Below are 11,775 nucleotides of genomic sequence, written 5' to 3' on the forward strand. Positions count from 1 at the left end.
GAGGCCCTGCCTTCATGCGCGTACGGCCGGAAGATCACCCGACCAGGAACTCCGTTCGACTTGCAGGTTCCAAGATCGGTTGAGATACGGCTTCTTAGTCAAGCTGGTCCTCCGCGTATGAGAAAGTGACGTTCTTACACGGTCGGCAGATTCGAGCTCTAGGGCACCCCATGCCACCCGTACGGGGGATAATGACTTTCTCGGAGCCCTTCGGCCGCCGAAACCGGGCATATCCAGGCTTAACCGGCTGCCAGTTGACGAAATTTAGGAGAGTAATGGGGTTCCATATCGCCAGCCAACCTTCTTCCATCGGCTGGTGACAGTTCGAACACCTAACGTCGTCACTCATGATATTGGGATCCTTTCAAGCTGAGCGGCTTGCTGGCTGACCTTCACGAGAATTGCGCTAACATGACTGGGGCAGGACGCAGTCGCGCAAATTTACGGGCCTTGGGCCAAGCAAGCGCATGCGCGGTAAAGCGCGCCACCAGGGCTGTTCTCGAGGTGTCGGTGGTCCATGCGTTCTGTGTAAATCTACGCCTCAATCATGTCCCATCAATCGAAGCTCGTCATGTTGCGAGATTTCGGGACTTGGCAAATGCTGTCCGTCCTGGTAGAAGATCTTTGCCATCCGTCCGGGAGTCGCCGCATGATCACAGCGACGGAGGAGGTCCTCGACCACCTGGAGGGGTACATGGGCTCGTCGCCGGTACGGGCCGGCAACGCCGCGGCGGACCAGGTCCAGCTCGATATCTACGGGGAAGCTGCCGACGCCCTGGCACAGGGCCACGACATGGGGGCCATCCGCGGCTGGAAGGCGATCAGCGACGTACTGGACTGGCTCGCCGACAACTGGGACCGGCCCGACGAAGGGATCTGGGAAACCCGCGGCGGCCAGAAGAACTTCACGTACAGCCGACTGATGACCTGGGTCGCGTTCGATCGCGGCATTCAGCTGGCCACCACGTACTCGAGCACTGGCGTCCGACGCAGGGGTACGGCCATCCGGTTTCCTATCGGTCGTACTTCCTGCCACAGGACCGCCTCGCCGAACTACTGGGCCGAGCCGGACTCGTCGTCACCGCACGACTGTTGCAGGAGCCCAACGAGCGGGTGAAGAGGCAGCACGGCTGCCTCCTGGCTCGCAAACCCGAACAGCCCTGAGACGGCAACTCCTTGAACGCACATGTCAGGAGCGAACCAGGCGGCCTACGGCCTCGACCACGGCGTCGGCGGCGGCCCGCGCCCGAGCTGAGCGCACGGCCAGGTCCTCGTCGTCAGTGGCGTGGTGCAGTGTGAAGGATGCTTCGGCCAACTCGGTGAGTCGCTCGCGGGTGGGTGCATCATCGGTGAGCAGTTGGACCTCGCTCAGGGCTGCGATCACGTCCGAGCGTGCTTCCAGCGCGGCGGCCGCTGCAGCGTCCTTCTCCGGAGCACCAGCCTCGCGCAGGCCGCACCGGTCGTACTGGTGGCGGCGGAACACGGTCTCGGAGGCGAGGAAGCGAGCGGTGGCCTGGCGGAGTTCGCGTCGGGTCTCGGCGCTCAGCGCGCCGGCGTGAAGTCGGCCGGCCGTGCGGGACTGCAGGACATGCGAGACGACTGCACCCAACAGTGTGCCGGCAACGGCGATGATCCCCATCCACAACTCCATCGAGTTCCCTCCCCAGCGCCTGTATTCGGCTTGGACGGTTGAGCAAGACGTCACCGTCACCAGCCACCCGTCCGGTCCACGCAATCCCTCAATGAGCCTTGCACATCCGTCACTTACCCGGTCTGAATACGCGCGCGGAGTTCTGCTCATCAGCTCAGGGTCGATCCGGTCGACCGGGAAAGGCTGAGCCGACCGGCGAGCCCCGGCGGTCCCGGCCTGTTCGCAGGCCGTTGGGACGGCCCCGCCCGCGTCCGGCGAATTCCAGCGGGCGGGGCCGTCCTGTGGAGCTACCGAGACAGCGTTCCGTCGGACACCGCTGCCGTCACGAGGACGTAGCCGGCGCCCCGGGTGGTGAAGGTTCCCCGTCCCTGGGTTCGGCTGCGCAGCCGGGACGCGTAGCCGAACAGCTCGGCCAGCGGCACGGTCGCGCAGATCACCGCTGTGCCGGCCCGCGCGGCCTGGCTGGAGATCCGGCCGCGTCGTGCGGCCAGGTCTCCGAGCACCCCGCCCACGGCCTCGTCGGGCACGGTGACGGTGACCTCGACCACCGGTTCCAGGAGTGCCATCGCGCTGGCGCGCAGTGCCTCCCGCAGTGCGAGTCGGCCTGCTGTGCGGAACGCCATCTCCGAGGAGTCCTTGGAGTGGGTGGCTCCATCGGTCAGGGTGACCCGCAGTCCCGTCACCGGGTGACCGCCGAGGGGGCCCTCGGCCAGGGCATCACGACAACCGGCCTCCACCGCGCGGACGTACTCCTGCGGGACCCGTCCACCGGTGACGGTCGAGCGGAAGACGAAGTCCCCTCCGTCGGCGTTGTCACCGGTGGCTGCGTCGCCAGCCCTATGGGCGTCCACGTCGAGGACGACGTGGGCGAACTGGCCCGCGCCCCCGTCCTGCTTGACGTGCCGGTACACCAGCCCGGACACCCCGCGGGTGACCGTCTCGCGGTATGCCACCTGCGGTCGGCCGACGCCGACATCCAGCCCCTGGGTGCGGCGGATCTTCTCCACCGCGACCTCCAGGTGAAGCTCGCCCATCCCCGACAGCACCCTCTGCCCGGTCTCGGGGTCGGTCCGGACCACCAGGGACGGATCTTCCTCGACCAGCCGTGCCAAGGCCGACGCCAGCCGGTCGCTGTCGAGACTCCTTCGGGCTTCGACCGCTACGGAGACGACCGGATCGGCCGCGGCGGGCGGTTCGAAGAGCAGCGGCGCCGCCGGTGTGCACAGGGTGGCTCCCGCGCGGGCGGCCTTCGGCCCGATCACGGCGACGATGTCCCCGGCCACGGCCCGGTCCACCTCGGCGTGGCGGTCGGCCTGCACCCGCAGGATCCGGCCGATCCGCTCAGTGCGCTGTGCGCCCACGTCGAGCACGGTGTCTCCCTTCCGGATCGTTCCTGAATACACGCGCAGACAGGTAAGCCGTCCTGTGGCGGTCGAATGCACTTTGAAGACCAGTGCGGCGAACGGCGCCGTCGCATCGGCGGCCCTCTCCTGCACCGTGCCGCCCAGGGTGCCGCGTACCGCAGGCACGTCGGCAGGCGAGGGGAGGTAGGCCACGGCGGCCTCCAGCAGCGGCTCGATCCCGCGGTTGCGGTAGGCCGACCCGCACAGCACCACCACGCCCTCACCGCTGCGGGTCACATCGCGCAGAGCCGCGGCCAGGGTCTGGGCGGTCATCGTGGACCGAGCGCAGAACTCCTCCAACGCCATTGGGTGGAGTTCCGCCACCGCCTCCTCGAGCGCGCGGCGGCGCCGCTGTGCCTCCTCGAGCAGGTCGTCGGGCACCGGGCCCTGTTCGAACGAGTCACCGCCGGCGCCCCAGACCAGCGAGCGCATACGCAGCAGATCCACCACCCCGGTGAACCCGTCCTCCTGCCCGATCGGCAGCTGGACCACCAGCGGGACCGTACGCAACCGCTCCCGTATCGACGCGACTGCTGTGTCGAGGTTGGCACCGGCACGGTCCAGCTTGTTCACGAAGGCGATCCGCGGTACTGCGTGACGGTCGGCCTGGCGCCACACCGCCTCGCTCTGCGGTTCGACTCCCGCGACAGCATCGAACACCGCGATCGCGCCATCCAGCACCCGCAGCGAGCGCTCCACCTCGTCGGAGAAGTCGACATGGCCTGGTGTGTCGATCAGATTGATCCGGTGACCGTCCCAGACGCAGCTCACCGCCGCGGCGAAGATGGTGATCCCACGATCGCGCTCCTGCGAGTCGAAGTCGGTGACGGTCGTGCCGTCGTGAACCTCGCCCCGTTTGTGGGTTGCGCCCGTGAGGTACAGGATCCGTTCGGTGACGGTGGTCTTACCGGCATCGACATGGGCGAGAATGCCCAGATTCCGGATGCCGGTCAGTGGACTGATGGGATGACGGTGCAAGTCGGTACGCACGGCCCAAGGCCTTTCACAGTGATCTGGAGCAGGGCAGCGCAATTCCCGGACGAAGCAGCCTGGGGTCAAGCCGCACAATTCCCTGACCCGGCATCATCCCCTGGTGCGGCGCAACCGCATCGGGACGCAACCGGCCAGGGGGCTCACCAGGCAGAGGGGTTCAGGCGTTCGTCACAGGTGTCCGGTGCCGGCCGCGCAGCGGGCACCGGGCACACATGGACATCAGGATCACGTCGTACCGTGAACGGGGAACGACAACAGCGGTGCGACAACACACGGCCGAGCTCCCCTCACTCGTCGAAAGACGCACTGACATGGCCGGCAGCACGCACAGCGAGCATAGAAGCAGGGGCACACTCAGGCATCCGAATTACCGTCCCCGCGCCCTGTATTGCCCCGTGACAGTGCACGACCGACGCTGATGCCGGAGTTCCCGGCGCAGCTGCTTCGCGTCGGAGGCGACAGCGGGCGCGTCTGTAGCACCGGTAGTTTGGTGCCATGGCACTGGCGCACATAGTCCTTTCTTCCGGCCGCTTGATCAAACTCTCCGAGGTACGGCTGTCTTCCACCTACGGCGGAATGTTGGAGGGGTATCCCTCCCAGCGCTGGAACGACCTCAAGTTGGAGAACCTGCTCAGGAACGCCGAGAAGGCCAGCCCCTCAGCCCCGGTGCACCTGCTCGCGCCGGTGAGGGAATACCCCGACCTTCCCGCCGGAGGATTCGGCCCCGTCGAACTGCTGCCTGCTGTTACGTGCGTGGGGTCGTTCACCTCTCAGCCGATCGATCCGGAACGAGATTCGGGGCTGCACCACTCCGCACTGACCGTCGTGTGGTTCCAGGAGACCCCCGGCATCCCGTCGGGCGAGGACGCCGATCATGCTCTCCGCAGCATCTTCTGGGACAATCTCGCGAGGGACTCCGAGCTGTGAGAACAGTCCGCTGCCCAGGACGTACGAGCGAGTTCACGGGGGCTACTCCGCTGATTCTGTGAACCGGATCGGAGGGCCTGGCGAGGGCGAGGCACCGGTCTCGGTCCCCCGCTAGCGTGCGGGAGCGCGGTCGCGTCGTGAGAGTTGGGATGATCAAGCTTGGTCCGAGACGAGGACAGAGCTGTCAGGCGCACGGCCCCGGGGATGGCGGCGACTGCCCGGGCAGGGGACCGAACCATGTCCGGCAACGGGTTACCGGAGTTCGCGTTGCCGGCAGGAAAAGGCGGAAGCCGGTGGTCTACCAGGACATAGTGGGGAGCATGGCTTCCCTGGTGAGACACATGACCATCGACTGCGCCGACGCCTACGCACTCGGCAGCTTCTGGGCCGGTGCCCTCGATTCTCCGCTGGCCGACGACGACTGCCCGGGCGACCCTGAGGCGCTGATCGAGTCGCCGGGTGCCCGGCTGCTGTTCGTGACGGTCCCCGAGCGCAAGGCCGCCTCTGTCAAGAACCGCTTGCACCTGGATCTGCAGCCGCAGGACCGGACCCGGGACGAGGAAGTCGAGCGGCTGCTGGCCCTGGGCGCCACCCTCGTGGCCGACCACCGCCGCCCCGACGGCACCGGCTGGGCGACGCTGGCCGACCCCGAAGGCAACGAGTTCTGCGTCGAGCGCAGCGCGGCCGAGCGGGAAGCAGCGGCCCGGTCGCGTTGATCCGCAGCGTTGTTGACATGGCTGATGCGTCGCCGGCTCTCATGCAGCCCAGCCGTGGGCAGCCATCCGGACAAGGACGAGACCCAGACCCGCTCAGCAGGTCGGGGTCCCGCAATCAGCCGCCCCCTGGAACGGGTCGAGCATCGCACCGAACCGGACAGAACACCCGCAGGTCTCACAGATGGGGTTGACGGCCCGCGCGTGGGCAGGATCCTTGACGTGCAAGCACACCCGACGGGGAGGGGACACCGGTGAACTGCCCACGGTGCGGAGCCGCCGCCCAGCAGGGCCCAGGCGGATCCTGGAGCTGTGCGAACTGCGGCCCAATCAGCGGGGCTTCGCCCGAGTGGGCAGGCGGCGCACTACCCTCCGACGAATGAGCGCGCCACACGAGACGTCGCAGCCGTCCGGGATCACGCAGGCAGGACCGGATGCGCCCGCACCTGCCGAAGGTCCTCAGATCACCGAGACCGAATGCGAACGCTGCGGCACAAGAATCGCGGGCATGGACGGCCGATACGCGTGCGGAGTGTGCGGCTGGTCCAACTCGTGGACCGAGGGGCACCGGGAGCTGCCGACGGCAGAGGATGACCCCGACTATCCCGGCCGGACCGGCGTCCCGCCTGCGGCCGAGGACGGCCAGTGACGGTGACCCTCCCCCGTGACGACGCCCCCGACCCTGCTGGGCACCGTCCGACGCGATCGTCTTCAGCGCGAAGGTTTTGTCCCGAACTGATGTGTCCACGAGGCAAGCTGAGTCATGGTCAGGCCTGAGCGGCAGCCAAAGGAACAGTGTGCCCTTCGCCCACGAGGCGAGTGCCAGGCGTAAATGTGTCTGTCCGGGCACGGCCGATGCCGTACACTGGCTCTATCGACGCGGGGTGGAGCAGTTCGGTAGCTCGCTGGGCTCATAACCCAGAGGTCGCATGGTTCAAATCCTGCCCCCGCTACCAAGACCGGCCCCTCAACGTTCAGGCGTTGAGGGGCCGGAGGCATTCACGGGCTCGGCACTGCGTCAGCCGCCTCGGGGCCGACGGAAAAGGCCCAGCCCCGCCCCGCAGCTGACCCGGCTCTCGCTGCGCTCACACCCGCTCCTCCTGCGGCACTGCGTAGCCGGCTATGGAGGGCCATCGAACGGTCAGCACCACGGACTCTTCCTCCGCAACCCATGAGTGGTCCACGCCGTGGCCCCACACGACGTAATCACCCTGCTGTGCCAGCAGAACGCTGCGGCCCGGGAGTTCGACACGGAAGCGACCGCTGATGAGCACCAGGACGGCTGTACGTTCTTCACCCCTCACCCACTGCTGTCGTTCGTCGCCACGCGGGTGGATGCCCCATTTGATCTCCACAGCATCGCTGTTGCGGGAATCACCGACACCCTTGAAGTGCCCGAGCAGCCATCCCCGATCCAGTGCCGCGTCCATGCCCGCGTTCCCTACGTACACGTTGTCGTCCATGCGCCCGGACGCTAACACCCGTCCCAGCTGCCTCTGAATCATCGGTGACGCCAGGGTCACGGACCACATGCCTCACTTCTCCGGGGCGCAGTCGTCGCGGCCGGCGGGGAGGTCGTACGAAGCGGGTTACGTACCGGCATTCGTCGCACGACTGACGCTGCATGGCGAACCGTCGGTCGCCGTGGCCTGTGTGCGGCCGCTGTCGTGATCGGCCGAGAACTGGGTGAAGGCGACGTCCAGGCGGGTGAGCCCGCGGAAGTTGAGGCTGCGCTGCCACTTTGGCGGGGGGCCGTCGAGCCGCAGGCCGGGAAGCCGGGTGAGGAGTGCTTCCAGGACGATCGCGCCTTCCAGCCGGGCCAGCGCCGCGCCAAGGCAGAAGTGCGGGCCGTACCCGAAGGCGACGTGCCGCCCGCCGGGCCGCTCGAAGTCCAGCAGGTCCGGCTCGGGGAAAGCTGCGGGGTCCCGGTTGGCGGCACCGCACACGAGGAGCACAACCTGCCCGGCGGGGATGGTGCGGCCCGCCAGGTCCAGGTCGTGCCGCGCCCGGCGGAGCATCAGCTGTACCGGGCTGTCGTAGCGCAGGAGTTCCTCGACCGCGGCGGGCATCAGGTCAGGCCGGCGGCGCAGCCGGTCGGCGGCGTCCGGGTGGCTGAGCAGGGCGAGTGCGGCGTTGCCGATGAAGTGGGTGGTGGTCTCGTGGCCGGCGATCAGGAGCAGGGCGCAGTTGGCGAGGAGTTCGTCGAAGTCCTGGTCGGTGTTCTGGGCCTGTGCGGTCAGGAGTGCGCGCAGGGTGTGGGGGGCGGGCGGGGAGTCGTGGCGGGTGAGGAGTTCGCGGAGGTAGGCGAGCATGCGCGCCATGCTCTGCGAGGCCGCCCGGTTGTGCTCGGCGTCGAGCCGGGAGCTGCCGATGGCCTCGGCGATCGGGTCCGACCACGAGGACAGGGTGGGTCGATCCTGCTCCGGCACGTCGAGGAGGTCGCAGATGATGGTCAGAGGCAGGGGGCGGGCGAGGTCCGCGACGACGTCCATCCGCCCGGTCGGCGCCGCCCGCGTGATGATCTGCTCGACAGCCCCGGAGATCCTGTCGCGGAGCTTGGCTGCTGACCGGGGGGTGAAGGCCCTGCTGAGCAGGGCACGGAGCCGGGAGTGGTCGGGGGCGTCGCTGTAGAGCATCTGCCGGCTCAGGACACGGGCCAGCGGCCGCAGCTCCTCCGAGACGGCCTCGATATCGGGATAGCGCACCGAGGACAGACGCGGGTCGGCCGCGGCCCTGCTGACCACTGCGTGGCCGGTCGCGATCCAGGCATCCAGGCGGCGGTCCCAGAAGAGATCGTCGGCGCTCCGCAGCTCCTCGTAGAAGTCATAGAGGCGTTCTTGAGTGCGGGGCCGGAGGGCCGGCAGCAGAGATGCGGAGGTGTGCATCGCACCACGCTAACGGCGCATGTGAGCGCATCTGTCCGGTTGCAAAATTTCTGTCCGAATCGTGGATCTTCGTATGCGGGTTCGGGCATCACCTGTCGAGGACGGACACAACCCGGCACACCGAGCGCACGGGCCGCCGATGGACGGGCTGAGACCGCCTTGCTCGCCTTCCACTTCAACGGATCGCGTGACGTGCGCAGTTGATCTGCGTGTCGGCAACGGCTGAAGAAGAGAGCCTGCGACCGGTCGGCCGATCCCGAGGACGAGTCAGTGCGGCTGTCAGGAGTAGACGATCGGGCAGCCACGCCGAAGCGAGTGCTGGGCAGCGCGCAAATACAGCGCGACGTAGAAGGCCGTGTCCAGATCGGCGCTCCATGGTCCCGGTCGGACCGCGGCCAGTTCCTTCGCTCCTCCGTCCAGGAACCACATGGTCAGTCCAAGGGTGTCGCACATCGCCGGAACCTCGGTCGGCAGGTCGATGGCCGTTGCGAGCCTTTCCGCGATCGCCAGCACCTGAGGAGCACCGGCCACCACGGTCGAGTCCGTATGACTGCACTCGACGGGCAACCGGATCTCCTCGTCGAGGGACACCGGCACCAGAACCGTCCAGCCGAAGACGGTCTCCCCTTCCTCCGGCGAAAGGTGCGCCTCGCACAGTGCGGCAAACCCGTCCATGGAGGGGACCAGCTTCTCCTCGAAGGCCTGCCCCGAACCACGGACAGAGTCGGCGGCCTCGGGTACGGACTCGTACGGCGGCAGCCCCCGTTGTCCCAGCTCCTCGTTGAGCGCCGCGGCAACCTCTCCCCACCCACCCTCGTCCCCACCGAACCAGTCCCCCGCGCCGACACCGACCAGATATATGCCCATGGCGGCAACGTACAGCGCACGACTGACATGCCGGGATCAGGACTCGCACGCAGCGGCGGTGCTGGGCGACCGTTCGCCGCTTACTCCGAGCCCCGCCTGCGACAGTTGTTCCCGTGAACAGGAACGGGGGAGCTGCACTTCAGCCGCTGCACCGAGCGGCGGTCGACGTGGGGCGTTCCTTGGATCCAGCCCCGCAGCCGAAGGCACCCAGTGGGTGTAGGCCACCTGCGCACCGAGTTCGCAGGCCCGGCGGAAAAGCCGACGCCGGCTGCTCGCGAAGGCCGCCGGCAGGGAACCGAAGTGCAAGGCACCAGCACGTGGCCTCAGGAGTTCGGCGCTACGACCGGCGCGGGCAGGCCCAGGGCGCGGGCGAGACCGGCGTTGAGGTGGGTGGCGTGGTCGGGCAGGTGCCGGGCGGCCCAGGCGGCAGCCAGTTGGAGGAAGTCGATCAGGTCGCGCTCAGCGTCGGCGAGCAGACGGCGCAGCTCTATGACAGGCAGCTCGATCGCCGGGCTGTCGTCCAGCTCGGTGTCGACGGTCAATCGGACGATGTCGCCCAGGCGTTCGGCGAGCGGGGAGGGATCATGACCGAACGTGGCCGAGCCGTCACCGTCGACGGCCTCAAGCCAGTCCCACCGCTCCTCCAGCCCGTTGCAGCAGCCCGGGACCAAGGTGGTGCCGGTTGCGGTGTCGATGACCCGCAGGCCGCCGGGCGCGAGGAGGTCGTCCATGGTGAGCAGTCCGTGCAGGAAGCTCCCGAGCGGGTCGGCGGGGCGCTGCGGGCGGTCGTCGTCCTCCGGGTCGATGTCGTTGTAGTCGGCGATGCGCATCACCGCTGTGCCGACCTCGGCAGGATCGAGCCGGCCGCTGAGCGGCATGAAGCCGTAGGGCTCGAACTCGGCGACGGGCCAGAGGGTAAAGCCCTCGGGGGCGTAGATCTCGAGAACGGGCTGCAGAACGATCACCCGGAAAGTCTGCGGTGGGTCCTGCCCGTGCCGCACTCCGATTACCGCGGCCTCCTCCTGCCCGCCATGGCCGTCACACAGCCACCGCCAGTGGCCGCCACGGCTGAACCCGGGCTGCTCAGGGGGCGGTGTCGGCGATGTGCCGGGTCCCCATCCGCTTACGGAAGACCCAGTACGTCCAGCCCTGGTACAGCACCACGAGAGGTAGGGCGATCCCCACGCACCAGGTCATGATCGTCAGCGTGAGCGCAGTGGACGAGGCGTTGTCGACCGTCAGGCTCCAGTCGGGGTTGAGCGAGGACCGCATGACGTCCAGGAAGAGCGCCAGGAAGAGCATGGCGACGGCGGCGACGATCGTCACTCCGGACAGGGCGAAGGACCAGCCCTCCCGCCCGGTCGCATTGAGCGCGATCGCCCCGACGAGCGCCACAACAGCAATGATCATCGCGACGAGGCTGGTGCCGTCTCCCCCGTCGATCTGCGTCCAGGTCAGAAAACCCAGTGCGAGGACAGCGGTCACGAGCCCCAGCATCGTTGCCAGCCTGCGCGCCCGCAGCCGGATGTCTCCGATCGTCTTGAGGGCGGTGAACACTACCCCGTGGAAGGTGAACAGAGTCAGGGACACCAGCCCGCCGAGGATGGCGTACGGGTTGAGGAGGTCGAGGAAGGTGCCGACATACTCCCTACTCGCGTCGATCTCCACTCCGCGGACGATGTTGCCGAAGGCGACGCCCCAGAGCAGGGCGGGCAGCAGCGAGGTCCAGAAGATGGCGTGCTCCCAGTTGGTCTGCCAGCGTTCCGAACTGCGCTTCGCCCGGTACTCGAAGGACACGCCCCAGACGATGATCCATGAGTTCGCCGCCAGGATGAGTAGGCGGACAGCATGGAGCCGATGGACACCAGCCAGATGCAGGCGAGATGGATCTTCTTCGGCAACCTGTCCAGCCGAAGATCCACAGCCCGATGAATGTGGACTCGAAGAAGAAGGCGATCAGCGACTCGAAGGCCAGCGGGGCGCCGAAGATGTCGCCGACGAAGGCGAGTAGTCCGAACAGTTCATACCGAATTGGAACTCCTGCACGATGCCGGTGACCACTCCCATGGCGATGGTGATCAGAAAGAGCCTGCCCCAGAACTTCGTTGCCTGGAGGTACTTCTCCTTGCCCGTGCGCACCCACGCCGTCTCCAGGCAGGCGACCAGCGCAGCGAGGGAGATCTCAGTGGAACGAACAGGAAGTGCTGAAGCGCTCTCCTCCCTTCGTAAGCTCAGGAAGGGGATTCCGCCCTACCTTGCGGTGGGAGGCTTGACGCGACGAGCGCGCCTGGCGACTGCTCTTCCAGCAGCCGGGATGGCCACGAGGCCGATCCGGT

The 11,775-nt window shown here is 67.6% G+C and carries 8 protein-coding genes, 1 tRNA gene and 4 pseudogenes; 5 read left to right on the plus strand and 8 right to left on the minus strand.

Annotation, left to right across the window (positions count from 1 at the left end; genetic code table 11):
• Positions 1 to 661 precede the first annotated feature (661 nt).
• Positions 662 to 1,009, plus strand: a pseudogene (locus ACFYWI_RS37850) (glycoside hydrolase family 15 protein); the annotation flags it as partial.
• Between the two features lie 180 nt (positions 1,010 to 1,189).
• Here the strand turns inward: ACFYWI_RS37850 and ACFYWI_RS37855 are convergent.
• The gene (locus ACFYWI_RS37855; protein ID WP_389240646.1) at positions 1,190 to 1,639 is read right to left on the minus strand and encodes a hypothetical protein; all 450 of its coding nucleotides are present in this window, start codon (positions 1,637 to 1,639) and stop codon (positions 1,190 to 1,192) included.
• Positions 1,640 to 1,938: 299 nt separating this feature from the next.
• The gene (fusA, locus tag ACFYWI_RS37860; RefSeq protein ID WP_389240648.1) at positions 1,939 to 4,044 is read right to left on the minus strand and encodes an elongation factor G; all 2,106 of its coding nucleotides are present in this window, start codon (positions 4,042 to 4,044) and stop codon (positions 1,939 to 1,941) included.
• 498 nt (positions 4,045 to 4,542) lie between these two features.
• On the opposite strand from fusA, the gene ACFYWI_RS37865 reads away from it, so the two are divergent.
• The 4 genes and pseudogenes from ACFYWI_RS37865 (at position 4,543) to ACFYWI_RS37880 (ending at position 6,643) form a co-directional block, all read left to right on the plus strand.
• A complete protein-coding gene (locus ACFYWI_RS37865; RefSeq protein ID WP_389240650.1) occupies positions 4,543 to 4,974 on the plus strand; it encodes a hypothetical protein in 432 nt (143 codons plus the stop codon).
• A gap of 320 nt (positions 4,975 to 5,294) precedes the next feature.
• Positions 5,295 to 5,687: pseudogene (locus tag ACFYWI_RS37870) on the plus strand (VOC family protein); the annotation flags it as partial.
• A gap of 379 nt (positions 5,688 to 6,066) precedes the next feature.
• Complete coding sequence (locus tag ACFYWI_RS37875) at positions 6,067 to 6,336, plus strand: hypothetical protein (protein ID WP_389240652.1); 270 nt, start codon at positions 6,067 to 6,069, stop codon at positions 6,334 to 6,336.
• A gap of 229 nt (positions 6,337 to 6,565) precedes the next feature.
• Positions 6,566 to 6,643: transfer RNA gene (locus ACFYWI_RS37880), tRNA-Met, on the plus strand.
• Between the two features lie 129 nt (positions 6,644 to 6,772).
• Here the strand turns inward: ACFYWI_RS37880 and ACFYWI_RS37885 are convergent.
• The 6 genes and pseudogenes from ACFYWI_RS37885 to ACFYWI_RS37910 all read right to left on the minus strand — a co-directional run.
• Complete coding sequence (locus tag ACFYWI_RS37885) at positions 6,773 to 7,150, minus strand: signal peptidase I (protein ID WP_389240654.1); 378 nt, start codon at positions 7,148 to 7,150, stop codon at positions 6,773 to 6,775.
• Between the two features lie 126 nt (positions 7,151 to 7,276).
• Positions 7,277 to 8,572: a cytochrome P450 gene (locus tag ACFYWI_RS37890; RefSeq protein ID WP_389240656.1), complete on the minus strand. Its 1,296-nt coding sequence runs from the start codon at positions 8,570 to 8,572 to the stop codon at positions 7,277 to 7,279.
• A 279-nt stretch (positions 8,573 to 8,851) separates the two neighbouring features.
• Positions 8,852 to 9,439 carry a hypothetical protein gene (locus ACFYWI_RS37895; RefSeq protein WP_389240658.1) on the minus strand — a complete coding sequence of 196 codons (588 nt, stop codon included), beginning with the start codon at positions 9,437 to 9,439 and terminating at the stop codon, positions 8,852 to 8,854.
• Between the two features lie 323 nt (positions 9,440 to 9,762).
• The gene (locus ACFYWI_RS37900) at positions 9,763 to 10,404 is read right to left on the minus strand and encodes a hypothetical protein (RefSeq protein ID WP_389240660.1); all 642 of its coding nucleotides are present in this window, start codon (positions 10,402 to 10,404) and stop codon (positions 9,763 to 9,765) included.
• 118 nt (positions 10,405 to 10,522) lie between these two features.
• A pseudogene (locus ACFYWI_RS37905) lies at positions 10,523 to 11,251 on the minus strand (cytochrome d ubiquinol oxidase subunit II); the annotation flags it as partial.
• Positions 11,249 to 11,637, minus strand: a pseudogene (locus tag ACFYWI_RS37910) (cytochrome ubiquinol oxidase subunit I); the annotation flags it as partial. The pseudogenes ACFYWI_RS37910 and ACFYWI_RS37905, both read right to left, overlap by 3 nt.
• Positions 11,638 to 11,775: the final 138 nt, after the last annotated feature.

This window comes from Streptomyces sp. NPDC002889 (assembly GCF_042888425.1).
Lineage (GTDB): Bacteria > Actinomycetota > Actinomycetes > Streptomycetales > Streptomycetaceae > Streptomyces.